Origin of the sequence: Collinsella sp. HCP3S3_D1, assembly GCF_052064015.1 — a bacterium.
In the GTDB taxonomy this organism is placed as follows: domain Bacteria; phylum Actinomycetota; class Coriobacteriia; order Coriobacteriales; family Coriobacteriaceae; genus Collinsella.
This window is the reverse complement of the sequence record NZ_JBQHWK010000009.1, coordinates 25,798-49,333: the sequence shown is the minus strand read 5'-3', so window position 1 is coordinate 49,333 and position 23,536 is coordinate 25,798. Positions and strand designations below refer to the sequence as shown.

Here is a 23,536-nt window from a genome sequence, read left to right as displayed (position 1 = left end):
TCAAGGTGTATGCAAGCGGGCAGCACGCTCGAGGACCTGCGCACGTGGTTCAAACAGGGTGCCAAGGTCAGAAGCACACTCGACCGCGCGGGGGACGCACTCGAGGCGACCGTTTGATTGGGTTGCCTGCCAAGGATCCAAAACGGGAAGGGGCGCTGTCGGCGCCCCTTGTCATACCAGGCCCGCTGGCCAGCGAGAGGCCTGCAGGTCGACATGTCCGTTGGCGAGGAAGGCAACGCCTTCGTCCTCGAGCAGTGTGCGCTGCGCCTCGGGCCCACCGAAGGCGAACCCCTCCGCGAGGCGTCCGTCGGCGAATACGATGCGATGACAGGGGATGGTGCCGGGTTCCGGATTGACGTGCAGGGCGTATCCCACGTATCGGGCTCGACGGGGCTCACCAACGAGCTTGGCGATCTGACCATATGTGGCAACCATGCCGCAGGGCACCTGGCGTACCATGTCGTATACGCGGTTGAAGAATCCGTCGGTGTCCCGGTCTGCCATGCCGCCCTCACTTTCAATCGATATCGCCATTGTAGTCAAGAAAGGCGCCCCACATGCGCGGGGCGCCTTTCCAAAGAGGTGTTGCGCGAGGGGAGGGAAGGCGCAACGTTCGTGTCGAAGGTCTTTAATTCGCCTGTGCCTTCATTAAGTTACCTATAGCTAATTCTCTGAGACCCAAGTCGTAGACCGACGAGCACACAGCCTCTCCATAAGTTAATCAAGGGTTACAAATAGAAAGACACAGTGACATGTGGTCGTTGGGGTTCAAGGAATCGCTCGATGAGTTCGGAGAACGCACCCTCAGTCCCAGCCGTTTCAAGGACGACATCGCAATACGGCCGCACGTCGTCGGTGACATTCGCCACGCCGACGCCCAGTCCCGCCGCCTTGATCATGGAGAGGTCGTTTGCGGAATCACCAACGGCGATGACCTCGGACATCGGAATTCCCAGCATATCGGCAAGGCGCGTGAGCCCCGTCCCTTTGTCAACGCCTGCGGGCATGAGTTCGAGGTAGCGCTTGGAGGAGAAGGTGATGTCAACGCCGAGTCGCTCGGCCATCGGCGCGAGCTTGCGGCCCAATTCCTGCAGCTCATCGAAGTCCCAGTCGACGTACAGGATCTTCACGATGCCACGGCCTTCAAGGAATGAGAGGTCGGGATGGTCAGATCCGCGAAAATGAGTGACCCCGGTGATCGATTCCAGATAGTCGCGCTCCCGTGTGGGTGCGTCATTCACGAACACGTGGCCGTCGGCGACGTTGACGTGCATGCAGAGTCCGAGTTCGAGCCCCTTTGCATAGATCGCGTTCGCGCATTCGTTGGAAAGGCCGCAGGTGGTGAGCGGGGTGGGGTCTCCCACGCGGTTGATGAAGCCGCCGTTATAGGAGAGCACATAGCCGTCTTCGATCAGCTCGCGGGCCTCCCCCGAGAAGTTGTCCATGATAGAGGAATACCATCGCCCGCTCGAAGGGACGAACAGCACACCGAGCTCCCTCATGCGTTTGAGTGCTCGGAGATTGGACGCCGGGATGGCGTGGTCGGCGTCGAGAAACGTCTCATCCATATCGCTGGCAACAAGTCGGTACATGCAATCCCCCATACAACGTAAAAAACGAGGCGGGCTTATTATCGCCCACCTCGTAAGACCTTGGCTATGTCGAAGGCGTGGACACGTGAAGATGGCCCATTCGCGTGTCGCGGCGCGTTTCCGCGAGCCGGATGGCTTAGTACACCATTCCCATGGCTTCGCGTACCTCGGCGAGCGTCGCCTCGGCGACCTCGTTGGCACGGCGATTGCCCTCGCGTAGGACGTCCTTGACGTAGTCCATATCCTGGACCAGTTCCTCGCGGCGGGCGCGGATGGGGGCAAAGTGCTCGTTCACGCTCTCGGTGACGTACTTCTTGAGCGCGCCTGCGCCGCCCATGCCGATCTCCTCGGCGATCTCGACCTCGGAGCGGCCGGTGCAGATGGCGGCGGTGGAGAGCAGGCCGGACACACCGTGACGGGCTTCGGGGTCGAACGTGATCATGCGCTCGCCGTCGGTCTGGCTCTTCTTGATGCGCTTGGCCGTCTCCTCGGCGGTCATGGAGATGTTGATGGCGTTGCCGTAGGACTTGCTCATCTTGCGCCCGTCAAGGCCGGGCAGCAGCGGCGTATCGGACAGCAGCGCGTCGACCTCGGGGAACACCTTGCCGTAGCGGTTGTTGAACTTGCGTGCGATGGTGCGGGTGAGCTCGATGTGCAGCAGCTGGTCGCGCCCGACCGGCACGACGTTGCCCTTGCAGAACAAGATGTCGCACGCCTGGTGCACGGGGTAGGTGAGCAAAAGGCCGGTGAGCTCATGGCCGCTGGCCTCCATCTCGGCCTTGACGATGGGGTTGCGCTGCAGCAGGGCCTCGGAGACGAGCGACAAGAACGGCAGCATGAGCTGGTTTGCCGCGGGCACGGCGGAGTGCGTGTAGATCATCGTCTTGTCGGGGTCCAGGCCGCAGGCCAGGTAGTCGATGACCATGTTGTAGACGTTGTCCTAGATGTTGTCGGTGCTGTCGCGGTCGGTGATGACCTGGTAGTCGGCGATGAGCACGTTGGTGTGGACGCCCATGTCCTGCAGCTCGACACGGCTCTTGAGCGTGCCGAAGTAGTGGCCGAGGTGCAGGCGGCCGGTGGGGCGGTCGCCGGTGAGCATGGTGTACTTCTCGGGGTGCTGCGGCAGGTCGGCGCGGATCTGGTTGCTGCGCTCGAGGCTGACCTCATAGCTGAGCTCGTTGGGCATGCTGTCTCCTTTTGGGTTGAGTGCCTGGCCGGCATTGTCGGTCTTGGTTGAAGATGAAGCTACCAGAGAAACGGCGTCTCTTGCCGGAATCAACGATGGTTTTCGCCGTGTCGTCCCGCAGGGTCGTTTCCCTTCTTGGGAAGGAGCCCCTCGATATGCTCGAGCCGCTCCTCATGGGCCGCGTGCGCCGCGCGCTCCTCGGCGGCGAAAGCGGGGTCTTCGGGCGTGACGGTCTCATCTCGCTGTCGACTCCGGTACCACCGCGACGGCGCTCCTGAGCCTGCTCGTCGACAAGCCGGTGACTATCTACACCACCAACGGCTATGCATGTCGGTTTACGGGCGAGCTTGCTGCTAAGGTGGTGGTAATTGGCGGCGACTTCAACCCCGTTACCTGCTCGCTCACCGGTCCTATGGTTGAGAGCGCGCTGCGCGAGCTGTACTTTGACCGGGCGTTTATAGGTGTCAATGCGGTGGACGAGGACCGCGGCATCATGACGCCAGGTTATCCCGAGGCTATCAAAAAACGTATCGTGATGCAGAATTCCCAAGCGAGTTGCGTACTCGCCGATAGCTCCAAGTACCACGTGTTTTCAAATGTAAAGGTGTGCGACCTGGAGGGCTTTACTGTTATTTCCGACAGGCGCGACTCCAAAATCGGCGAACGCGTCAAAATGATCACGGCCTAGGACACTGGGGCATCGCATCTTGCCCTCAAGCCGTTGCCCACGTAACGAAGCGTGGGGCAAACGTGCGCCCCATTCCTGATTTGGGGACTAGCTTAGTTCGTCGGCTATTTGGTGCTCGTAGAAGGCTTCTACTACGGCGTTAAAGTCGCGGGCGAAGTCTTCCATGGTTCCACGCCAGGTGGCTCGGCCGGGCTTTCCTTGGCCCACATAGGCGGTTTGAATGCCGCAGGCGGGGCTGGGGAAATCGCGCTTGGGGTCGTTGCCCACCATGAGAACCTCATGTGGCTCGAGCCCCATGACCTGCAGCTGCCCTAGATAATATGTGGCATCGGGCTTGCAGCGCGTGGCGTTGCCCATGTGCGTTACGAGCTCGAAGGGCGCGTCTGTCAGCTCGCCCCAGCCCATGCGGCACTCGATGGCCCCTTGGGGAAAGCTGGGGTTGGTGAAGAGCGCACAGCGCAGCCCCGCGTCCTGTACGGCTTGAAGCGCGGCGTGCGCACCCGGCATGGCGTGGGCATTGATGGCATCGTCATTCTTGTACGGGAGAACTTCGCGTTCATAGTAGGTAAAAGCCTCATAGATGAGTGGGTCCGAGAGGCAGATGCCGCACCTGCGCTCGACCTCGGTGCGGTAAAACTCAAGATTGGTGCGATTGTCCGTGCCGCTTCGGCGATTGGCGTTGAGGTCGACCAGGATGGTGCCGAGGCGTGCCATCGTACCACCGCGGCTGCATCGTCCGATATCCGCGAGCATTGACGAGACATCCTTAAAATAGCGAAGGATAAACGCGTTGAGATTGATGCTGAGAAGCGTCTCGTCCATATCGAAAACGACTGCTTTGAGCACGCGGGCACCTTTCTCGAAAAATCGTTTAGAACGTGGGCTCCGGATACTTTACCCCAAAGCCGTATACTCAACTGCTTATCGTCAACTTATGGAGACGGTCGTTCACAAGATTGCGAAAAAGTCTCCATACGAGTAAAAAATCGCAGTTCACGCTTGAAATCGAAGTGATTTCCACGTAACCTATACGAACGTGATTGCATAAGCGTCACATTAGTATCTGTCGGCTCCCGAGTGTTCCTAAACGTTGTGTGCTTGTCGCACCCTTCTGTAGGTCCTAGCAATCGGGGCCCCGTAGTTCGAAAGGGGTCCACCTTTGAGTGAGATTCAGAACTCGTCCATTTTCTCTCTTGACGATGTCAACGAGGAGGAGATGAACAACCTCATCGACGGTACGATTACCGACTTTGATGAGGGCGATCTCGTTAACGGTACTGTCGTTAAGATCGAGCATGACGAGGTGCTCGTTGACATCGGATTCAAGTCCGAGGGCGTTATCCCGGTCCGCGAGCTGTCCATCCGCAAGGACGCTAACCCTGCAGACATCGTTGCACTCGGTGATTCCATCGAGGCCCTGGTTCTCCAGAAGGAGGACAAGGACGGTCGTCTGGTCCTTTCCAAGAAGCGTGCCGAGTACGAGCGTGCTTGGAACCGCATCGAGGAGAAGTTCAACTCCGGCGAGAACGTCGAGGGCGAGGTTATCGAGGTTGTCAAGGGCGGCCTGATCCTCGACATCGGCCTGCGTGGCTTCCTGCCCGCTTCCCTCGTCGACCTCCGTCGCGTCAAGGACCTCACCTCCTACATGGGCACCCGCATCGAGGCCCGCGTCATCGAGATGGACCGCAACCGCAACAACGTCGTTCTCTCCCGTCGCGTCGTGCTTGAGGAGTCCCGTAAGGCCGAGCGTTCCGAGATCCTGTCCAAGCTCAAGTCTGGCATGCGTCTCCAGGGCACCGTTTCCTCCATCGTCGACTTCGGCGCCTTCGTCGACCTCGGCGGTATCGACGGTCTCATCCACATCTCCGAGCTCTCCTGGAACCACGTCAACCATCCTTCCGAGGTTGTCAAGGTCGGCCAGGAGGTCGAGGTCGAGGTTCTCGACGTCGATCTCAACCGCGAGCGCATCTCCCTGGGTCTCAAGCAGACCACCGAGGATCCGTGGCGCGCACTGGTCAAGAAGTACCCCGTCGGCGCTATCGTCGAGGGCACGGTGACCAAGCTTGTCCCGTTTGGCGCTTTCGTCGATCTGGGCGAGGGCATCGAGGGCCTGGTGCACATCTCCGAGATGGCCAACAAGCACGTCGACCAGCCTTCTCAGGTCACCCACGTGGGCGACAAGGTTCAGGTCAAGGTCATGGAGATCGACCTCGACCGTCGTCGTATCTCCCTGTCGATGAAGTCCGCTGCTGAGACTCTGGGCGTCGAGATCGAGGTTACCCCGCTGCCTTCCGAGAAGAAGGACGAGGAGACCGACGCCGAGTAAATCGGTTTGACGATCACTTGCTTTAAGGGATCCGTCCGCAATGGACGGGTCCCTTTTTGCGTTTGCCGGTGAGGTGCGCAATGCTACTCGTGCGCAATGCTGTCCGGGCTGTTCACAGGCTATTGGGTTGTCGGTGCATGAAAATGCCGACATCCCGCCTCGGGGAGGAGGCGGGAACGCACCGAGTAGACGGAGGGGTGCGGAGCGCGGTCGCGTCTCGACTGGCGACGTTGCCCATCGACAACCCTATTGTACTGCATGGCATGGTTCTTGGTATATCGTGTCGAACGCTTGTGTTGTGCCTTTGCCTGCGGCAACGGTGTGTTACACTCTTGCACTGCTGAGTGGGCCAGACGGTCGCGCGATGTGCTGCTTGCGGCACGCGTGAGGAAAGTCCGGGCTCCAGAGGGCGGGATGCCGGCTAACGGCCGGGCGGAGTGATCCGACGGAAAGCGCCGCAGAAAAGAAGACTCCCACCTGCGCCGCAAGGCGTAAAGGGAAAAGCTGAAACGGTGGTGTAAGAGACCACCAGCGTCGTGGCAACACGGCGGCTTGGCAAGCCCCATCCGGAGCAAGCGCGAATAGGAACGCTATGGGCCGGCCCGGTCCGCGTTCGGGTAGCGTGCGTGGAGCTGCACGGTAACGTGCAGACAAGATAAATGACCGTTCACGACAGAACCCGGCTTATAGGCCCACTCGGCACTTTGTTGACGCTGCGAACCCGTCAGCGCGACAATCTGCCTTTCAAGCCTTCGGGCATGACCATAAGGTCAATGCCCTCGTCTTTCAAGGCACCTTGCTCGCGCTGACGGGTTCTCGCTTTCGTTGACGGAATCATCGGCGGTTCCGTTCTTGGCATCTCGCTGTTTTTGCCTGGTCATCGGCAGCCTCATTTCTGTTGCAATCTCGTCTTTCAAGGCACCTTGCTCGCGCTGACGGGTTCTCGCTGTTGGTGACGACATCATTGGCGTTTTCGCTCTTGTTGGCGAGGACAACGGTGCTGTCTTTGCCGTATTATTGAGGCTGTTTGTTGCCGCGCTTAGTTTTGTTGAGGGGCTTTGTTGGACAGCTACTTTACTCTGCGATCGAATATTGAGGCTTCTGGCGAGTTTGTGGATCGCAAGAGCCGGTTTATTGCCCAGCTGGTCCATATTGAATCCGAGGATGAGGCGAATGCCTTCATCGAGATGGTTCGCAAGCGTCATTACGACGCTCGACACAATGTTCCCGCGTGGATTTTGGTCGATGGACGCGAGCGTCAGAGTGATGACGGTGAGCCGAGCCGCACGAGCGGCATGCCGACGCTCGAGGTGTTGCGCGGCGCTGGGCTCAAAAATGTTTGCTGCGTGGTGACGCGCTATTTTGGCGGCACGCTGTTGGGGCCCGGTGGCTTGGTGCGCGCCTATACCGCGGCGACGCAGGCGGCGGTGGCAGCTGCTCAGGAGGCAGGGCAGGTCGTTGAGATGACGAGCGTCGTGCCTGTTGACGTGCACGTGGCCTATCCGCAGTATGAGCAGGTGCTTCGTTTGGCGCAGGATTCGGGTGCCAAGGTTTCGGATACCGATTACGCGGATACCGTGACGATTCATTTGGTGTTTAAGGCGGGGGAGCAGGAGCCGTTTTGCGCTAAGATGCGCGAGCTTATGGCGGGGCGCGAGGAGATTGAGGTCGGCGCTCCCAAATTTGCCGAGTTCTAACGGCGACGGCCGGCGTGCTTTTGGATGAATCCCACGCCCGCCGGCCGTCGTTTTCTGTTGCCGCCGTTTACTCGGCGAGCTGCTTTAGCACATCGCAGGCGATCTCGACGGCGTCGTCGATGCAGCCGGGGCAGCTGCGGAGCGGACCATTGTCCGATCCGATGCCCTTGAGCGTGCCGCAGACGGTCGTCGTGTTTTTCGTTTTAAAACGCTTGGCGATTTCGCGCGACAGCTTGTAAGTCTGGCCCTTGGTCTTGGGGTTTTCCATGCCGTCGCTCATTACAGCGCCCATGATGGCCACGGCGCCCGAGATAGCGCCGCAGGTCTCGGTCATGCCGCCCATGCCGGCGCCAAAGCCCTCGGTGAGGATAAAGGCAGTCTGGGGGTCGAGCCCGACGGCGGGTGCGAGCGTGCAGGCGACGGCCTGTGCGCAGTTAAAGCCGCAGGCGTGGTATTCGGCAGCCTGAGCCTGACAGGCGGTGATGTCGAGCTGGGCAGTATCGATTTGCTTCATCGTTGTCTCCTCGGTAACGGTTACTCGCCTATGGTACCCTTGCCGATGCATTTGTTCATCGAAAGCCTCATGTATGCCTCATTTTTATCTATCGAATAAATGCCAAAATCTGCGATAAATGCCCCCGGTTGATTTGTCTCATAACCTACCTTGGGGATGGGTTGAGAGGGGTGCGGGGTAGCGGTATCGTGAACCGGATAAAAATGTAACCCAGGCAAGGGAGCTAGATATGAGCGAGCAGACCATCGGTACGACATGTGTTCAGGGCGGCTATCACCCGGGAGATGCGGAGCCGCGCCAGGTGCCCATCTACCAGTCCACCACGTGGAAGTATGACACGTCCGAGCACATGGGCAAGCTGTTTGACCTGGAGGAGTCTGGCTATTTCTACAGCCGTCTGCAGAACCCTACGTGCGATCTGGTTGCCGCCAAGATCTGCGAGATGGAGGGCGGCACCGCTGCGATGCTCACGAGCTCGGGTATGGCCGCGAACTTCCTCGCGATCTTTAACGTGGCCGGCGCCGGCGATCATGTGGTCGCAAGCTCGGCCATCTACGGCGGTACCTACAACCTGCTTGCCCATACCATGGGTCGTATGGGCGTTACCTGCACGTTCGTTGCCCCCGATTGCACCGATGAGGAGCTCGAGGCAGCCTTTGAGCCCAATACCAAGCTCGTCTTTGGCGAGACGATCGCCAACCCCGCCCTTGCCGTGCTCGATATTGAGCGCTTTGCCAAGGCCGCGCATGACCACGGCGTGCCGCTGATGGTCGACAACACCTTCCCGACGCCCGTGATGTGCCGTCCCTTTGAGTGGGGCGCCGATATCGTTACGCACTCCACCACCAAGTACATGGATGGACATGGGGCCTGCCTGGGCGGCGTGATCGTCGACCACGGCCAGTTTGATTGGATGGCCCATGCGGACAAGTTCCCGGGTCTCACCACGCCCGATGAGAGCTACCACGGCGTGACCTATGCCGAGAAGTTTGGTCGCGAGGGCGCCTTCATTACCAAGGCAACCGCTCAGCTCATGCGCGACCTCGGCCCCATGCAGAACCCGCAGGCGGCGTTTTTCCTGAACAGCTCGCTCGAGAGCCTGCATGTGCGCATGCCGCGTCATTGCGAGAACGGCCTGGCTGTTGCCAAGTTCCTGCAGAGCCATCCCAAGGTGCGCTTCGTGAGCTATCCGGGTCTGGAGGGCGACAAGTACTATGACCTAGCTCAAAAGTACATGCCCAACGGTACCTGCGGCGTTGTGAGCTTTGGCTTTAACGGTGGTCGCGCGGCGGCCGAGACCTTTATGAAGAGCCTCAAGCTCGCTCAGATCGCCACGCATGTGGCCGACGCCCGCACTTGCTGCCTGCATCCCGCTAACGCCACGCACCGCCAGATGAACGATGAGGAGCTTATCGCCTGTGGCATCTCCGCCGACATGGTGCGCCTGTCGTGCGGCCTCGAGGACACGGCCGATCTGATTGCCGACCTTGAGCAGGCGCTCGAGCAGTGCTAGGCTAGCGTTCGTGCAAGGCGCCGATGCCGGCAGAAAGCTTCGGCGACCTTTAGCTCCGATACCTTAGGCGGGGCCCCAATCGCGACTGTTTGCAGGCGATTGGGGCCCCGTTTTTGTGTTGCGCCACTCGAAAGGATGGATATGGAGAAAACCGCAGAGCAACTGCACCGCGAACACATCGCTCTTGAGGGAGACACCCATGGCAAGAACAAATGGGCGATTCTGTTTACGGTGCTCATCATGACGTTTATGGTGTGTCTGGATTCGACCGTCGTGACCGTGGCGCTGCCCGTGATGCAAAAGGAGCTGGGCGTGGGCCTCGATCGCATTCAGCTGGTAAGCTCGGTGTATCTGCTTGCGGCTTGTGCGGCGATGCGGCTTTGTGGTGCGATGCGGCTTGTGGGGCGGGCGGGGGTCGGTCCGTGGTAGACTATCGAGCAACGTTTATTAATCGCGCGGTATCGTTGCCGCGAGAAGGGGTTGCGCCATGCAGGAGCTTGAGGACCGTATTCGCCATGACGGCATCGTAAAGGCCGGTAATGTCCTTAAGGTTGATGCTTTCCTCAACCACCAGTGCGACGTTGATCTGTTTGACCACATGGGCGCCGAGTGGGCCCGTCTGTTCGAGGATGTCGAGATTAACAAGATCCTTACGATCGAGGCTTCGGGCATTGGCATGGCCTGCATCGCATCCCAGCATTTTGGCGGCGTGCCGGTGGTCTTTGCCAAGAAGGCGCAGTCCATCAACCTCGACGGCGAGCAGTATGCCACGACCATCTATTCCTTTACCAAGCAGAAGGAGTACCCGGTCATCGTTGGCAAGCGCTTCCTGTCCGAGGGTGACAAGGTCCTGATTATCGACGACTTCCTGGCCAACGGATGCGCGCTCGAGGGTCTTATCAAGATCTGCGAGGCTGCGGGTGCCGAGGTGTCCGGCATTGGCATTGCGGTGGAGAAGGGTTTCCAGGGCGGTGGCGATAAGCTCCGCGAGCGCGGCTTCCGTGTTGAGAGCCTGGCCCGTATCGCCGATATGGACTGCGAGAACGGCGAGATCACCTTCGCCTAGGCTCGTAACACAAGCGATTGGTATGCGATGTGACAAAGGGACTGTCCCTTTGTCACATTTTTTGTATGAGGGGAGGTGTTGATATGGATGAGAACACGATGGGATGGCGTGAGTATGCGCGCTATGCCGAGATGTCGGTCGAGGAGCTGGCGCGCGATTGCGAGGTGCAGGTGTTTCGCGCGACGGGTCCGGGCGGGCAAGGCGTGAACACGACGGACTCGGCGGTGCGCATGAAACATATCCCTACGGGGATTACCGTGACGGCGCGCGAGAGTCGCAGTCAGTTCCAAAATCGTAGCTGCTGTTTACGTAAGCTACACGCTGAGCTTGAGCGTCGCGGGCGTCCACCGCGTCGACGCGTAAAGACCAAGGTGCCTCAGCGCTCTCGCCAGCGCAGACTTAATGACAAGCACTTCAACGCCATTAAAAAGGCCAACCGCCGCAAGCCGGGCGGGGAGGAGTGATCTTCTCGATAAGTTGCGGTGAAATAGGGGTGGTTAGCGGGTTGGACGCCAGACTTGGAGGGCGCCGGGTAGGATGTCGACTTCGATGCGCGAGGCGATAACAGGTTCGCCGTCGGCCTGGATGGGGTAGTCGGGCTCCTCAAAGGTAAGCTCGGCATGGCGGCAGCGGCGCATGCAAACCGGTGGCAACTTGGTATGGTGGCCGTCCTTGGCCGAAAGAAACATGGGAAGCGCGACCGCACGCGGAACGGGGCCGCAGGCGTAGCAAACGTCGAGCATGCCGTCGCACGGGTCGGCGTCGGGACAGATGCGATAGCCCGAGCCATAGGTGGGGCCCAGCTGAATCGCCATGATGATCGCCCTCACGCGCTCGGCGGGCGCGCCGTCAAAGCTGACTGTCATGGGGTAGTTGCGATAGCGCAGGCCAAACTGTTCAAGTCCCGAGAGGGTGTAGAGCGGAGCGCCGGTGAGGCCCGTCTTTTTGCGCAGCTCGGTGGTGCCAAGGCCGATGGCGGCGTCAATACCGACGGAGAGCGTCTGGTCGTAGTACTCAACGGAAGCCTCGCCGCTACCGCTTGCGGGGTTCCATGAGCGAATGCGACCGATGTCCTGACGCTGCAGCTCGCAGGTGAGCAGCGCGCCAAAATCCTTGCCGGAGAAATCTTCTATACCGAGCGTTTGGGCAAAATCGTTGCCGGAACCCACGGGTAGGATGGCAAGAGCGGGGCGGGGGTCCTCCTTTTGTGCCATAAGCCCGTTGACGACCTCGTGGATCACGCCGTCGCCGCCAAGGGCGATAACGGTGCGATAGCCCTGAGCCTGTGCGGCCAGCTCCTTGGCGTGTCCCATACACTCGGTCAATACCAGGTCAAACTGGGATGCGCGTGCAGTCATGTCCAAAAAGCGTTGCAGGCGCTCGGCAACTTCGCGCGCCGCACCCGATTGGGCGGCGGGGTTGGCGATGATGAGCGTTCGACCAAAATCAGTTGCGTGCATGGGCGACTCCCGGCGTATGGCGTGACGGTGCGGTCGCGCTCGGGTCGAATTGTCCCCCGATTGTGGCTGCACGGCGAATACTTACGTCTACTCTATCAGGTCGTTGTGGCGCTCGATAGCATCCGCTACCGTACCGCCCTCGTCCACTATAAGCGAACGGCGCTTGGGTGAGATGATGCGCTGGGCAGGGTACACGCCGCGGTGTCCGCCGGCGAGGTAGCTGATAAAGGCCACGATGACAAAGAACCCGGCGGCCGTGCCGTGGAACAGGTCGATGGCCATCATGCAGGTGGTGATGGGCACGTTAAGGCCGGCACAGAACACGCCGAGCATGCCGAGAGCCGCCAGAAAACTGGGGTCGAGCCCGGTAAGGCAACCGATCCAGCCACCGAGTGCCGCACCGATGCCAAACAGGGGCGTGACCTCGCCGCCTTGGAAACCGGCACCCAGGGTGAGTGCCGTTACGACGAGCTTGATGGCGGCGTCGGCGAGGGTGGTGTTGCCGGCAAACCCGGCGCCCGAAAGCCACGTGGAAAGGCCGGCGTAGTCCCAGGCGTCGAGGAGAGCATAGACAGCCAAAACCACGAGTGCGCCTATAAGTGCGCGAACGAGGTAATTGGTGATAAAGCGACCGTACAGGCTCTTGACGGTTCGAACCGCCCAGGCAAAGAGGCGTGCCGTCAGACCGAAGATAATGGCGCTGATAACAACGATAACGACCGTTTTGGGCGTCATGGCGGGAACGCTGGCGATGGCATTCGCTTCGTACTCGGTACCCAGGGCGAGTGATGTAAAGTAGCCGGTAAACGAGGCGACCAGGCAGTAGATCCCTGCGGTGTAGTCGATCTTGCCGATAAAGCACATCTCCATGCCAAAGAAAGCTCCGGCAAGGGGAGAGCCGAATACGGCGCCAAAGGCCGACGAGATGCCGGCGAGCATGAGGTCGTGGTGGTCATGCTTTTTGAGGTGGGCGAGGCTTGAGATGTTGCTGGCGATGGTGCCGCCAATCTGCACCGCGGCTCCCTCGCGACCGGCCGATCCGCCCGTTAGGTGCGTGAGCGTGGAGCAGACGAAGGTGAGGACGGCCATGCGCTTATGGATGAGGCGTGTGCCCAGAGCGGAGTCGATGACCAGGTTGTTACCGCGTTTGGCGGCAAGACCGTGGTTTTTGTACGCCCATGCGGTGGCAACGCCCACAACGGGAAGCAGCGCGTAAATCCACGTATGGTGCTCGCGATAGTCGGTCGCGATATTCAACGAGGCCAAAAACGCCCAAGCGGCAACGCCCATGGCGAGCGAGACGATGACGACGAGTACGAGCAACTTAGCGCTCGCGAGTAGGTTGTGGGCATTGCGGCGCGTGTCGGCAGCCAAGAGATGCTCGGAGCGGGTGAGCTGTTGCCTGCCTGCCATGATGACGTCGTTCAGGGAGAAAAAGCCGTCGTCGTCGAGCGGCTGGGAATGATCCTGCGCCTCGTTTGCGCTTTCGGGTTTGTCGGTAAAAGCCATACGGTCCTCTTTTAGGTTGCAACACGAGCATTATAGAACGTGCCAAACGTGACAAACCGGCAGGTTGGTTTCGGTTCTGTTTCGCGGCTTGCGGCCGACAGATGTATTCGAGAACGTGGGTCGTTTCGCCGCCGTGCGGCAGGGGATTATACTGAGACAAGCATAAAGAATTGGCGCCCCCGTTGTGCGCTGTGGCATTAAGAGGTGCATATGGCAGAGAAACTCATTCCGCTGGAGGACGCGCAGTCGATTGTTCTGTCGCACGTTGCTCCGACCGGTCTCGTCGAGATTCCCGTGTGGCAGGCCGCCGGCCTTCCCTTGGCCGAGGACGCGGTGGCCGATATCGACATTTCACCGTTTGCCAACAGCGCTATGGACGGATATGCCGTGCGCGCCGTCGACCTCGCCAAAGCGTCCACCGATGCGCCCGTGACGCTTTCTGTCGTGGGGCACGAGGCGGCGGGCCATGTCTTTGAGGGCGCAATCGGCGCGGGCGACACGGTTCGTATCATGACGGGCGCGCCGGTACCCGAAGGTGCCGATGCCGTGGTGAAGTACGAGATCGTCGATGTGCTCGACGGTGACGGCAACGAGGGTTCGCGTGTGAGATTCTCGGCGCCTGCCAAGGTGGGGGAGAACGTTCGATCGGCTGCTGAGGAAGCGCATGCTGGCGACGTCGTGATGTACGCTGGAGAGGTTGTGGCTCCGGCGGGCGCCGGCTTGCTGGCGAGTGCCGGGTATGCGAGCGTGAAGGTGCATGCCGCTCCGCGCGTGGGCATTATCTCGCTGGGGACGGAACTGGTCGCACCGAGTAACGTGCCGGCGCGCGGGCAGATTCGCGACTCCAACTCGTCGGCGTTGATGGCCGAGGCGCTCGATGCAGGAGCCGAGCCCGTGTTCTACGGCATTGCGCCCGATGATGAGCAGGCGATTGCCGAGTTGGTGCATCGCGCCGCGCAGGACTGCGATTTTGTCATTACGAGTGGTGGCGCCTCTGCGGGTGATTACGACTATGTGACGGCGCTCGTTCGGCGCGAGGGCGAGGTGCTGTTCGACCGCATCTCGATGCGTCCCGGCAAGGCCATCACGTTTGGCCTGCTTGGGGGCAAGCCATATTTGGGACTTTCGGGCAATCCCGCGGCGGCGTATGTGGGCTTTGAGATGCTTGCCCGCCCGGCGATCCGCAAGATGCGCGGCTTTGCCGAGGGCGTGCGTCCCGTGCAGCAGGCGAAGCTCACACACGGCGTGAAGAAGCGACAGCATCGCCGCTTCTTCGATCGTGCCACGGTTTTGCGCGACCCCGAGACCGGTGAGCTGTTGGTGACCGAGGCCAAGACGCAGAATTCGGCGCTGCTCGGCACGATGCAGCGGGCCAACTGCCTGCTGCGTATTGACGAAGGCCCGTGTGACCTCAGGGCGGGCGACGTCGTGGATGTCGTGCGTGTCGACTTGCCTGAGGGCGCGGTGCTATAGGAGGAATGCTATGGAGCTGAAGATATCGATTGTGACGTGCTCGGATACGCGCGATCTTGCCCAGGACGAAGCGGGTGCTGCGCTCGAGGAACTCATCGCGGCGCAGGGCTGGACGGTCGCCTCACATGTGGTCGTGCGCGACGACGTCAGCGAGATCGGTGATGCCATTGAGGAAGCGGCCGATGAGTGCCACGCCAATGTCGTGCTCACCTGCGGCGGCACGGGCCTTTCGATGCGCGACGTGACGCCCGAGGCGACGCGTGCCGTCTGCGACCGCGATGTACCGGGTATTGCAGAGGCAATCCGTGCGTACTCCATGACCAAGACGCGCCGCGCTATGCTTTCGCGCGCCGTGTGCATGCAGCGTGGGCATACGCTTGTCATCAACTTTCCGGGATCAACGAAAGCGGCCCGCGAAAGCTGGGAGGCCGTGAGCGACCAGCTGGAGCACGCAGCTCAAATGACGGCGGGGGGCGGGCACGCCAAATAAGCGCATTACCTGCGGCGGAGTGACCTTACGGGCTGCTCCGCCTTTTTTATGCAGCGACAGTGCGGGCCGTCTCGTGGTTATCGGTAAAGGAAAATTATTAGACGAGAAATATTTATCACAAACACTATTCGTGCAAAAGTATAATCTAGTAACAGCATAAAGCTTGCGGCGGGGTGCCCGGGCGTAGCGTTCGAAAGGGTTGAACATGTTCGATACGGTTTCTCGCCGCGGGTTCGTTTCACTTTCCGCTGTCGCCGCTGCCGGCCTTGGCCTTGCCGGCTGTTCCGGCAGCAAGACGTCTGGGCCGACTGGTTCCGATGCCGGCTCCGCCAAGATTTCGTCCAAGAAGGCTGTTGAGCTGCAGGTCTTTGCTGCCAACTCGCTCGAGAAGGCCCTGCCCGAGGTTCAGAAGCTCTATACCGACCAGACCGGCACCACGTTTGCCGACACGCAGTTTAAGGCTTCCGGCGACCTTGTCGAGCAGATGCGCGCCGGTGCCGCCGTCGACGTACTCATCACGGCCTCCAAGGGCACCATGGATGACGCCGAGGCCGCCGAGCTCGTCGACGCCGACACGCGTGAGGACATGTTCGTCAACGACCTCGTGATCATTCGCGCCGAGGGCTCCGACACCAGGGTCGAGGCCATCGCCGACGTCGCGAACCTGGACGGCAAGATCGCCATCGGCGACGCCAAGACCGTTCCCGCTGGCAAGTACGCCAACCAGGTCCTGGCCTCCGTGGGCCTCTACACCGGCACCGAGGGCGACGACGGCGAGTATGCGCCCGATCTCGCCGACAAGGTGGCTCTGGCCGACAAGGTCGGCACCGCTGCGTCTTACGTCTCTACGGGCGATTGCGTGGCCGGTTTTGTCTACAGCTCCGATATCTTCCGCTACGACGGCATCGAGGAGACCTTCGTGTGCCCCGAGGACTCGCACAAGCCCATCGTGTATCCCGGCGCTGTCGCCGATAGCTCCGAGCACGCCGACGAGGCCAAGGCGTTCATCGACTTCTGCCTGACCAACAAGAAAGCCCAGAAGATTTGGGCTAAGTACGGCTTTGAGCTTTCCGCGTAGTTCGCAACATCGCCGCATAACGATATGCTTGAGGGCGGGCGTTCTCGCGATCGCCCGCCCTTTTGATTGAACCGGCGTGTCCGCGTGCCGTTGCCCTGTGTTTGAGGAGTCGCCCGTGCCAAGGAAAACGATTCGCCTGCTCGCCGTGCTGGCTGCGGTTCTGTGCGTGCTGACCGCACCGCCCGGGGTTGCTCGGGCCGAGGCACTCTTCACCACCGCCGATGGCTGCCAGGCGACCGAAGATTCCGCGCTTATCGATGGCGTCGGGTTTGGCCTCAACGCGTTTGAGCGCAATGCCAAGGGCACGGCCCGTTCGTTTGCGGGTCAGCCCGAGGGCTACCGTTTTCCTATCTACAAGAAGACGACCCTCGTGACGGTGACGACGCCTGAGAGCATCGTGGTCTGGCTCGACGCCCATGCCGCCAAAGACGCGGGGCTCGATATCTCAAAGGCAGATGACCAAAAGGCGCTCAAGAAGATGCTCGTGGGGCTCGACAAGTCGCACTCCATGGGTGGTGCGTTGCTGGAGGACTCTAATCTCGAATGGGTCTTTACCTCGGATAACGCGCTGGTGCAGAGCGATTACCGCTATCAGTTTAAGGTGAAGGGCGGCAACGGCGATTACTACACGGTAGTGAATGCCGCCGACGCCGCGAATGCCGAGCTAGATTTGGGTGACGGCGTCCTGTGGAGCGATAACGCCGCCCTCGTGCGGTATGCGGACGTGTCGACGACGGTGCCGCCGTCGCTGGCGGAGCGCGCCGCAGCCTTCTTTGGCGACATCGACTATCGCCCGTTTTGGGTGTCCATAAAAACGAGCGGCCTTGCCCTGCTGATCTCCTTTGCGCTGGGGCTGTTCGCCGCGTGGAAGACTATGGGTACCTCGAGTCGCATCAAGGGCCTGCTCGATTCGGTTTTTACGATTCCTATGGTGCTGCCGCCCACGGTCTGCGGCTTTCTGCTCCTCATGCTGTTTGGCCGCTCGACCGGGGTGGGCCAGTGGCTCATCGCGCACGGCATCTCGATTGTCTTTACGTGGTCGGCGGCGGTGATATCTGCCGTGGTGGTGTCGTTTCCGCTCGTCTATCGTACGGCACTTGGTGCCTTCGAGAGCCTCGACACGCAGATGCTCGATGCGGCGCGCACGCTGGGATGGTCCGAGCGTCGCATCTTTACCAAGCTCATGATGCCGCTCGGCTGGCCCTCCATCGCCGCCGGCACGGTGCTCGCCTTTGCCCGCGCAATGGGTGAGTTTGGCTGCACGCTGTTCTTTGCGGGCAACTATGCCGGCATCACGCAGACCATTCCCATCGCCATCTACTTTGAGTGGATGGGCGGCAATACGTCGGTGGCCCTCTTTTGGGTCGTGGTCGTAATCGTGTTTAGTTTCCTAGTCATCCTGTTCATCAACATGTACACTGCGCATTCGCAAAAGTACCGCGAGCGCGGCCTTTCCCGTGCGGAGCGCAAGCAGGCCAAAGATCTCGCCGGACGGGGCGATTCGCTCGACCCGGCGGGCGGCGATGCCTTGCGTATCGATCGCGAGGCGCTGGCCGAGCTCATGCGCGATGACGCCGCTTTGCAGGGAGGTCGATAGGCCATGTCGCTCGTTCTGGATATCAAAAAGCGCTATCCCGGGTTTACGCTCGACATGCAGCTTGAGGCCGGCGAGGAGCGTGTGGCGCTGCTGGGCGCCTCGGGCTGCGGCAAGAGCTGCACGCTGCGCTGCATTGCCGGCGTGGAGACGCCCGACGAGGGCAAGATCGTCGTCAACGGTGTAACCTTCTTTGACTCGGCGGCGGGCATCAACCTGTCGCCCCAGGAGCGAAAATGCGCCCTGCTGTTCCAAAACTATCAGCTGTTTCCCAACATGACGGTGGCCGATAACGTATGCGCCGGCGTAAAGGATGCGGGCGACGCCGCCGCGCGCAAAAAGCTCGCCGAGCGCTATCTGGGCATTTTCGGTCTGGCCGATTTTGCCGACCGCTATCCCGCGCGACTCTCGGGCGGCCAGCAGCAACGCGTGGCGCTCGCCCGCATGGTGGCGGCGCATCCGGGCATCTTTATGTTCGACGAGCCTATGAGCGCGCTCGATTCCTATCTTAAGAGCGCACTCGAGCAGAACATGCTCGACCTGTTCGACGTCTGTAACCGCACCGTGCTCTACGTGAGCCACGATATCGACGAAGCGTGCCGCCTCTGCCAGCGCATCTGCGTGATGCATAACGGGCGCGTCGAGGAGATCGGTTCTGTCGAGGACGTGGTTCGCCGTCCGCAGACACTGGCGGCGCTGCGCTTGACGGGCTGCAAGAACACTAGCCGGGCGCGCAAGATCGGCGATGAAGAAGTTGAGGCGCTCGATTGGGGCATGACCTTTAACGTGGGTCGCGAGGTTCCCGATAATGTGGTGTACCTGGGCATTCGCGCAAGTTACTTCCATGTTGACAACCGTGCCGAGCGGGGCCGCAATAGCTATGATTTGCACGTGGCCCGTGTGAGCGATTCGCGCTTTGAGCGCCTGGTGCTGTTGGATGCGCCGCGGGCCGATGCACCAACGCGTCTGCAGTGGAAGGTCAACAAGGTGAGCGTACCTGTCGACGAGCTACCGCAAGCAGGCGAGACGCTGCGCATGCATTTTGATGCGAGCAGGATTCATTTGGTTTGTCGATAGCGCCGGGTAATGCCGTCGGGGATATAAGCCTCGGCGGCTTTGTCTTGCCGTTCGCCGAATGAGGGATGACAAACTCTTATCAATCAAGATAATAATTTATTAAACGACGGCACACGATGCTGTCGTACGACGATGCCGCGGGGGCTGCAAGCGTGGCTCTGTGCGGTACGTCCGACGAGGTGATTCCCGAGGCCGAGAAGGTGCTGCCGTCAAACCTCTGCCCGTTCATCAAGTCGACGTACGGCTTTGCCTACTCGCAAAAGTGCCCGTTTACGTACTTTAGCGACATGATCATCGGCGAGACCACCTGCGACGGCAAGAAGAAGATGTACGAGCTGCTGGGGGAGCTTAAGCGCACGCACATTCTGCATCTTCCTCAGGGTCGCGACCGCGCCTACGAGCGTGAAGGCTGGTACGAGGAGTGCCGCCTGCTCAAGGAGGAGCTCGAGGGCTTCTACGGCGGCTAAGGCCGCTGTGGTCGATGGGGTGGATTCGGTGACGTGGACCTGCGTGCAGCCAACCGGGTTCTCCTCGGTCGATGCTTCCGAGCGGCTGCGCGAGGCACTGGCAGCGGCTGGCTATGACGTGGCTGCCGACCTGGCGCGTTCCGGCGAGCCCACCAAGATCAGCAGCATGTGCACGGTGTTTGCCGAAAGCGAGGTCATTAGCCTGATCGGCCGCGGCGAGCCGCGCGAGAACATTGCCCGCGGTGTGATCGACAGCGTCGTGTCACGTGTGGCGACCATGGCCTCGCAAGCCGCGGGCGCCCCGTACTATCTGACCGGTGGTCTGTGCGAAAACGCCTATGTCGTCGAGCGTCTTGGCGCATTGGTGGGCTCGCCAGTCACCACCTCGCCCCAGGCCCGCTTTGCCGGTGCCATCGGCGCGGCCATTCGAGCCCAGGCGCTCGCGTAGGGGGCCGGTGCGATAAATTGCCCGCTCTCGGCGCCGTCATGCGTATACTGGGAGGAACTGATTGACCGATGAGAGGAGGTATCGATGGCTGACGATCTCATGAAGCTCACGCAGATGACTGCCGCGAGCGGTTGAGCCGCTAAGTTGGCTCCTGGAGCCCTCGCCCAGGTCCTGGGCGACTTACCCAATGTGCATAACGACAACCTGCTCGTGGGGTTCGATACTTCCGACGATGCGAGCGTCTTCCGCGTTGGCGATAACTTGGGCCTCGTGCAGTCCATCGACTTCTTCCCACCGATGGTCGATGACCCGTTCCTGTTTGGCCAGATCGCCGCGGCAAACTCGCTGTCGGACATCTACGCCATGGGTGGACGGCCGAGCCATGCCATGAACCTGCTTTGCATACCCAGTTGCCTGGGCGTTGAGGTTGCCGGCCAGATTCTGGCGGGTGGCGCCGACAAGTGCGTCGAGGCCTGCTGTGCCATCGCGGGCGGCCACACCATCAACGACGACGAGCCCAAGTACGGCCTGTCCGTGAGTGGCTTTGTCGCGCTTGACCGTATGCTCGCCAACAGCGGCGCACGCGTGGGCGATGTTCTGCTGCTGACCAAGGCGATCGGCTCGGGCATCATCACTACGGCCATTAAGGGCGAGCTCATCGAACAGGACGAGGCCGCAGCCATGTTTGACTCGATGCGGACCCTCAACGAGGCTCCGATTCGTCTGGCCGAGGACCTCGAGCTTCATGGCTGCACCGACATCACGGGCTTTGGCCTGATCGGACATGCGTGCGAGATGGCCGAGGGCTCGGGCGTGCAGATTGAGCTTGTGTCGGGGGCGGTGCCGCTCTTTGACCAGGTGCTCGACATGGCACGCCTTGGCATTATCCCTGCCGGCGCCTACCGTAACCAGGACTTTTTTGGCCCGCGCGTGGCAGTCGACGATGGTCTGGAGCCGGGGATGCTGGATGCGCTGTACGATCCGCAGACCTCGGGCGGCCTGCTTATCGCGGCACCCGCTGCCGATGTGGATGAGCTTGCGCGCCGTCTGCATGCCGAAGGACGTATCGCCTCCGTCGTCGGTCGCGTGTGCGAGCCGGTGCCAGGCGGTCCTGCCGTCCACGTTGTCCGCTAGCCCGCACGTTTATGTAACTGTTTACCGTTCTCTAGAACGGTTCTTTCGAAAGGAAATGCTATGTCTACCAAGATTGAAGTCAATGCCACGGGCGATGCCTGCCCGCTGCCCGTCGTCAAGACGCTTAAGGCGCTCAAGCAGCTCGATGGCGAGGGCGTTGTCGTGACCTCGGTCGATAACGAGACCGCCGTCAAGAACATCTCCAAGATGGCGCAGGAGAAGGGCTGCACGGCCTCGGTCGAGAAGGTTTCTGACGCCGAGTGGCACGTGACCGTGGCGACCGCCGGTGCCGTGGCCGTTGCGGACCCCGAGCAGGACGGTGCTGCCTTCTGTGATGCCAGCGCCGGCAAGGGCAAGCTCGTCATTTCCGTCTACACCGACTGCATGGGCCGCGGCGACGACGAGCTGGGCCACAAGCTCATGAAGGCGTTTATCTTTGCCGTGACGCAGCAGGAGGAGCTGCCCGCGACCATGCTGTTCTACAACGGCGGCGCCAAGCTCACCGTCGAGGGCTCGCCGGTGCTCGATGACCTGAAGGGCCTGGCCGAGCAGGGCGTCGAGATTCTCACTTGCGGTACCTGCCTGGACCACTTTGGCATTAAAGACCAGCTTGCGGTGGGCGAGGTCACCAACATGTACGTGATCGTGGAGAAGATGGAGCAGGCCGTGCGCGTCGTGCGCCCGTAGCGTATTGGTTGGAGTTGCCATGAGGGAGAAGCGCCCGGCGCTTGTCATCACGTTTCCCACCACGGCGGCCGCCATGGGCTGCGAGACCCTATGCATCGAGCGCGGCCTTCCCGGGCGCACGATTCCCGTGCCCGGGGAGGTCGCTGCCGGCTGCGGCTTGGCGTGGAAGGCGTTGCCTGCCGATGAGGAACTGCTGCGCACCGAGCTTGCCGCAGCTGGTGTTCCCACCGAGGGCTTTACGGTGATTGACATGTGGGAGGTCGTGCGATGATCTATCTGGATAACGCGGCGACGACCATGCTCAAGCCGCAGGCGGTCATCGATGCCGTGACGCAGGCGATGTGCTCGCTCGGCAATGCCGGGCGCGGCGCCACGTCGGGTGCTCTCGATGCGGCTCGTACGATTCACGGTTGCCGTGCCAAGCTCGCGCGCCTTTTGGGTTGCCCGAGAGCGGACCATGTGTGCTTTACGCCCAACTCCACGGCTGCACTCAACACCGCCATCTGTGGCGTGGTGCGCCCCGGCGACCGTGTGGTCACGACGGTGCTCGAGCACAACTCGGTGTTACGCCCGCTCAATCGCCTGGCGGCGGAGCGGGGTGTGGCGGTTGAGCATGCGGGCTGCGACGCGAACGGCGTGCTCGACTACGACGAGCTCGAGCGGTTGGTCACGCCCGGTACGCGCGCTGTGGTGGTGACGCACGCCTCCAATGTGACCGGCAACGCGGTCGACATTGCGCGCGTGGCGGCCATGGCCCATGCGGCAGGTGCGCTGGTGATCGTCGATGCCTCGCAGTCTGGCGGTACGGCGCATATCGATATGCACGCCATGGGGCTCGATGTCGTGTGCTTTACCGGCCACAAGGGGCTCATGGGACCTCAAGGCACCGGCGGCCTGGCCGTGGCGGAAGGCATTGACGTGGCGCCCTGGGCCATGGGCGGCACGGGCGTGCACAGCTTCGATGCGCTGCAGCCGCTTGAGTGGCCCACGCGCCTTGAGGCGGGCACGCTCAACGGTCACGGTATCGCGGGCCTTTCTGCCGGTCTCGACTTTATCGAGGCCCAGGGTGGGGTCGAGGCGATTGCGGCGCACGAGCGCTCGCTTGCAGAGCGCTTCCTTGCCGGCGTGCGCGAGATTCCGGGGATTAAGCTCTACGGTGCCTTTGACCAGCCCGTGCGCTCGGCGATCGTCTCACTCAACGTGGGTGATATCGACTCTGCCCAGATTTCGGACGCGCTCATGCAGGGGTGGGGGATTGCGACGCGCCCCGGCGCCCATTGTGCCCCGCTCATGCACCGCGCGCTCGGGACTGAGCGTCAGGGTGTCGTTCGTTTCTCGTTTGGGTATTTCAACACGGACGAGGAAGTCGACACCGCGATTGACGCTTTGCGTGATTTGAGCTGCGATTAGACCAACCTTCTGCGCCCTTAGATAAACCGTTTGCGTAACCTTCCCGCATTGTCGCTTATACAGGGTATTGTGAGATGATGGCCCGCACTGGGTCCTCGGTATCTTTGCGAATTGCGGGAAGGTTCCT

General features: G+C 61.1%; 24 protein-coding genes, 1 other RNA gene and 1 pseudogene. 19 read left to right on the top strand and 7 right to left on the bottom strand.

Going from position 1 to position 23,536, the window contains the following annotated elements; genetic code table 11:
* Window positions 1-171: 171 nt before the first annotated feature.
* From ACTNDJ_RS04485 to trpS, 3 genes and pseudogenes are all read right to left on the bottom strand, one after another.
* Window positions 172-504: an MGMT family protein gene (locus ACTNDJ_RS04485; RefSeq protein ID WP_117743637.1), complete on the bottom strand. Its 333-nt coding sequence runs from the start codon at window positions 502-504 to the stop codon at window positions 172-174.
* A gap of 224 nt (window positions 505-728) precedes the next feature.
* Window positions 729-1,592, bottom strand: a complete 864-nt coding sequence (locus ACTNDJ_RS04480; RefSeq protein ID WP_233540280.1) for an HAD-IIB family hydrolase — start codon at window positions 1,590-1,592, stop codon at window positions 729-731.
* Between the two features lie 136 nt (window positions 1,593-1,728).
* Window positions 1,729-2,778 (bottom strand): annotated as a pseudogene (trpS, locus tag ACTNDJ_RS04475) (tryptophan--tRNA ligase).
* 298 nt (window positions 2,779-3,076) lie between these two features.
* Between trpS and ACTNDJ_RS04470 the strand changes: the two are divergent.
* Window positions 3,077-3,466 carry a hypothetical protein gene (locus ACTNDJ_RS04470; protein WP_441063173.1) on the top strand — a complete coding sequence of 130 codons (390 nt, stop codon included), beginning with the start codon at window positions 3,077-3,079 and terminating at the stop codon, window positions 3,464-3,466.
* Between the two features lie 87 nt (window positions 3,467-3,553).
* Here ACTNDJ_RS04470 and ACTNDJ_RS04465 read toward each other — a convergent pair whose 3' ends face one another.
* Complete coding sequence (locus tag ACTNDJ_RS04465) at window positions 3,554-4,312, bottom strand: HAD family hydrolase (RefSeq protein WP_441056167.1); 759 nt, start codon at window positions 4,310-4,312, stop codon at window positions 3,554-3,556.
* 313 nt (window positions 4,313-4,625) lie between these two features.
* Between ACTNDJ_RS04465 and rpsA the strand changes: the two genes are divergently transcribed.
* The 3 genes from rpsA (at window position 4,626) to ACTNDJ_RS04450 (ending at window position 7,489) form a co-directional block, all read left to right on the top strand.
* Window positions 4,626-5,792 (top strand): 30S ribosomal protein S1, encoded by a 1,167-nt coding sequence (gene rpsA / locus ACTNDJ_RS04460; protein ID WP_154515317.1) that lies wholly within the window; start codon window positions 4,626-4,628, stop codon window positions 5,790-5,792.
* A 341-nt stretch (window positions 5,793-6,133) separates the two neighbouring features.
* Window positions 6,134-6,495, top strand: an RNA gene (rnpB, locus tag ACTNDJ_RS04455) — RNase P RNA component class A.
* Between the two features lie 355 nt (window positions 6,496-6,850).
* Window positions 6,851-7,489 (top strand): YigZ family protein, encoded by a 639-nt coding sequence (locus ACTNDJ_RS04450; protein ID WP_441063172.1) that lies wholly within the window; start codon window positions 6,851-6,853, stop codon window positions 7,487-7,489.
* Window positions 7,490-7,556: 67 nt separating this feature from the next.
* On the opposite strand, the gene ACTNDJ_RS04445 is transcribed toward ACTNDJ_RS04450, so the two are convergent.
* On the bottom strand, window positions 7,557-8,003 hold the full coding sequence (locus ACTNDJ_RS04445) for a C-GCAxxG-C-C family protein (protein WP_441063170.1): 447 nt from the start codon (window positions 8,001-8,003) through the stop codon (window positions 7,557-7,559).
* A gap of 229 nt (window positions 8,004-8,232) precedes the next feature.
* On the opposite strand from ACTNDJ_RS04445, the gene ACTNDJ_RS04440 reads away from it, so the two are divergent.
* The 4 genes from ACTNDJ_RS04440 to ACTNDJ_RS04425 all read left to right on the top strand — a co-directional run bounded on the left by ACTNDJ_RS04440 (window position 8,233) and on the right by ACTNDJ_RS04425 (window position 11,046).
* The gene (locus tag ACTNDJ_RS04440) at window positions 8,233-9,516 is read left to right on the top strand and encodes an O-acetylhomoserine aminocarboxypropyltransferase/cysteine synthase family protein (RefSeq protein ID WP_427719685.1); all 1,284 of its coding nucleotides are present in this window, start codon (window positions 8,233-8,235) and stop codon (window positions 9,514-9,516) included.
* Between the two features lie 141 nt (window positions 9,517-9,657).
* A complete protein-coding gene (locus ACTNDJ_RS04435; RefSeq protein WP_427719684.1) occupies window positions 9,658-9,945 on the top strand; it encodes a hypothetical protein in 288 nt (95 codons plus the stop codon).
* A gap of 58 nt (window positions 9,946-10,003) precedes the next feature.
* A complete protein-coding gene (locus ACTNDJ_RS04430; RefSeq protein ID WP_441063168.1) occupies window positions 10,004-10,582 on the top strand; it encodes a xanthine phosphoribosyltransferase in 579 nt (192 codons plus the stop codon).
* Window positions 10,583-10,665: 83 nt separating this feature from the next.
* A complete protein-coding gene (locus ACTNDJ_RS04425) occupies window positions 10,666-11,046 on the top strand; it encodes a peptide chain release factor family protein (RefSeq protein WP_441063167.1) in 381 nt (126 codons plus the stop codon).
* Window positions 11,047-11,079: 33 nt separating this feature from the next.
* On the opposite strand, the gene ACTNDJ_RS04420 is transcribed toward ACTNDJ_RS04425, so the two are convergent.
* Together ACTNDJ_RS04420 and ACTNDJ_RS04415 are read right to left on the bottom strand one after the other, a co-directional pair.
* Complete coding sequence (locus ACTNDJ_RS04420) at window positions 11,080-12,042, bottom strand: diacylglycerol/lipid kinase family protein (RefSeq protein ID WP_441063165.1); 963 nt, start codon at window positions 12,040-12,042, stop codon at window positions 11,080-11,082.
* Between the two features lie 87 nt (window positions 12,043-12,129).
* Window positions 12,130-13,551, bottom strand: coding sequence for a chloride channel protein (locus ACTNDJ_RS04415; protein ID WP_441063164.1), 1,422 nt, complete (start codon window positions 13,549-13,551; stop codon window positions 12,130-12,132).
* A 210-nt stretch (window positions 13,552-13,761) separates the two neighbouring features.
* On the opposite strand from ACTNDJ_RS04415, the gene ACTNDJ_RS04410 reads away from it, so the two are divergent.
* From ACTNDJ_RS04410 to ACTNDJ_RS04360, 11 genes are all read left to right on the top strand, one after another.
* The gene (locus ACTNDJ_RS04410) at window positions 13,762-15,024 is read left to right on the top strand and encodes a molybdopterin molybdotransferase MoeA (protein WP_441063163.1); all 1,263 of its coding nucleotides are present in this window, start codon (window positions 13,762-13,764) and stop codon (window positions 15,022-15,024) included.
* A gap of 10 nt (window positions 15,025-15,034) precedes the next feature.
* A complete protein-coding gene (locus tag ACTNDJ_RS04405; protein ID WP_441063161.1) occupies window positions 15,035-15,514 on the top strand; it encodes a MogA/MoaB family molybdenum cofactor biosynthesis protein in 480 nt (159 codons plus the stop codon).
* Between the two features lie 205 nt (window positions 15,515-15,719).
* Window positions 15,720-16,592 (top strand): molybdate ABC transporter substrate-binding protein, encoded by an 873-nt coding sequence (gene modA / locus ACTNDJ_RS04400; RefSeq protein ID WP_441063159.1) that lies wholly within the window; start codon window positions 15,720-15,722, stop codon window positions 16,590-16,592.
* A 115-nt stretch (window positions 16,593-16,707) separates the two neighbouring features.
* Window positions 16,708-18,189, top strand: coding sequence for a molybdate ABC transporter permease subunit (gene modB, locus ACTNDJ_RS04395; RefSeq protein ID WP_441063158.1), 1,482 nt, complete (start codon window positions 16,708-16,710; stop codon window positions 18,187-18,189).
* A gap of 3 nt (window positions 18,190-18,192) precedes the next feature.
* On the top strand, window positions 18,193-19,263 hold the full coding sequence (locus ACTNDJ_RS04390; RefSeq protein ID WP_441063157.1) for a sulfate/molybdate ABC transporter ATP-binding protein: 1,071 nt from the start codon (window positions 18,193-18,195) through the stop codon (window positions 19,261-19,263).
* A gap of 116 nt (window positions 19,264-19,379) precedes the next feature.
* The gene (locus tag ACTNDJ_RS04385; RefSeq protein WP_427794463.1) at window positions 19,380-19,730 is read left to right on the top strand and encodes a 2-hydroxyacyl-CoA dehydratase; all 351 of its coding nucleotides are present in this window, start codon (window positions 19,380-19,382) and stop codon (window positions 19,728-19,730) included.
* A 7-nt stretch (window positions 19,731-19,737) separates the two neighbouring features.
* A complete protein-coding gene (locus ACTNDJ_RS04380; protein WP_441063155.1) occupies window positions 19,738-20,178 on the top strand; it encodes a BadF/BadG/BcrA/BcrD ATPase family protein in 441 nt (146 codons plus the stop codon).
* 84 nt (window positions 20,179-20,262) lie between these two features.
* Window positions 20,263-21,312, top strand: coding sequence for a selenide, water dikinase SelD (gene selD, locus ACTNDJ_RS04375; RefSeq protein ID WP_441063154.1), 1,050 nt, complete (start codon window positions 20,263-20,265; stop codon window positions 21,310-21,312).
* Between the two features lie 60 nt (window positions 21,313-21,372).
* On the top strand, window positions 21,373-21,999 hold the full coding sequence (gene yedF, locus ACTNDJ_RS04370) for a sulfurtransferase-like selenium metabolism protein YedF (protein WP_441063153.1): 627 nt from the start codon (window positions 21,373-21,375) through the stop codon (window positions 21,997-21,999).
* Window positions 22,000-22,018: 19 nt separating this feature from the next.
* A complete protein-coding gene (locus ACTNDJ_RS04365) occupies window positions 22,019-22,270 on the top strand; it encodes a DUF3343 domain-containing protein (protein WP_154515347.1) in 252 nt (83 codons plus the stop codon).
* Window positions 22,267-23,409, top strand: a complete 1,143-nt coding sequence (locus ACTNDJ_RS04360) for an aminotransferase class V-fold PLP-dependent enzyme (protein WP_441063152.1) — start codon at window positions 22,267-22,269, stop codon at window positions 23,407-23,409. The genes ACTNDJ_RS04365 and ACTNDJ_RS04360 overlap by 4 nt, the downstream gene beginning before the upstream one ends.
* Window positions 23,410-23,536: the final 127 nt, after the last annotated feature.

Coding starts and splice junctions, on each gene's coding strand:
- ACTNDJ_RS04360 (WP_441063152.1), top strand. CDS start 22,267: ATGATCTATCTGGATAACGCGGCGACGACCATGCTCAAGCCGCAGGCG.
- modA (WP_441063159.1), top strand. CDS start 15,720: ATGTTCGATACGGTTTCTCGCCGCGGGTTCGTTTCACTTTCCGCTGTC.
- ACTNDJ_RS04425 (WP_441063167.1), top strand. CDS start 10,666: ATGGATGAGAACACGATGGGATGGCGTGAGTATGCGCGCTATGCCGAG.
- ACTNDJ_RS04415 (WP_441063164.1), bottom strand. CDS start 13,551: ATGGCTTTTACCGACAAACCCGAAAGCGCAAACGAGGCGCAGGATCAT.
- ACTNDJ_RS04480 (WP_233540280.1), bottom strand. CDS start 1,592: ATGTACCGACTTGTTGCCAGCGATATGGATGAGACGTTTCTCGACGCC.
- ACTNDJ_RS04440 (WP_427719685.1), top strand. CDS start 8,233: ATGAGCGAGCAGACCATCGGTACGACATGTGTTCAGGGCGGCTATCAC.
- ACTNDJ_RS04410 (WP_441063163.1), top strand. CDS start 13,762: ATGGCAGAGAAACTCATTCCGCTGGAGGACGCGCAGTCGATTGTTCTG.
- ACTNDJ_RS04485 (WP_117743637.1), bottom strand. CDS start 504: ATGGCAGACCGGGACACCGACGGATTCTTCAACCGCGTATACGACATG.
- ACTNDJ_RS04420 (WP_441063165.1), bottom strand. CDS start 12,042: ATGCACGCAACTGATTTTGGTCGAACGCTCATCATCGCCAACCCCGCC.
- ACTNDJ_RS04445 (WP_441063170.1), bottom strand. CDS start 8,003: ATGAAGCAAATCGATACTGCCCAGCTCGACATCACCGCCTGTCAGGCT.
- ACTNDJ_RS04430 (WP_441063168.1), top strand. CDS start 10,004: ATGCAGGAGCTTGAGGACCGTATTCGCCATGACGGCATCGTAAAGGCC.
- ACTNDJ_RS04405 (WP_441063161.1), top strand. CDS start 15,035: ATGGAGCTGAAGATATCGATTGTGACGTGCTCGGATACGCGCGATCTT.
- yedF (WP_441063153.1), top strand. CDS start 21,373: ATGTCTACCAAGATTGAAGTCAATGCCACGGGCGATGCCTGCCCGCTG.
- ACTNDJ_RS04390 (WP_441063157.1), top strand. CDS start 18,193: ATGTCGCTCGTTCTGGATATCAAAAAGCGCTATCCCGGGTTTACGCTC.
- ACTNDJ_RS04365 (WP_154515347.1), top strand. CDS start 22,019: ATGAGGGAGAAGCGCCCGGCGCTTGTCATCACGTTTCCCACCACGGCG.
- ACTNDJ_RS04435 (WP_427719684.1), top strand. CDS start 9,658: ATGGAGAAAACCGCAGAGCAACTGCACCGCGAACACATCGCTCTTGAG.
- ACTNDJ_RS04385 (WP_427794463.1), top strand. CDS start 19,380: ATGCTGTCGTACGACGATGCCGCGGGGGCTGCAAGCGTGGCTCTGTGC.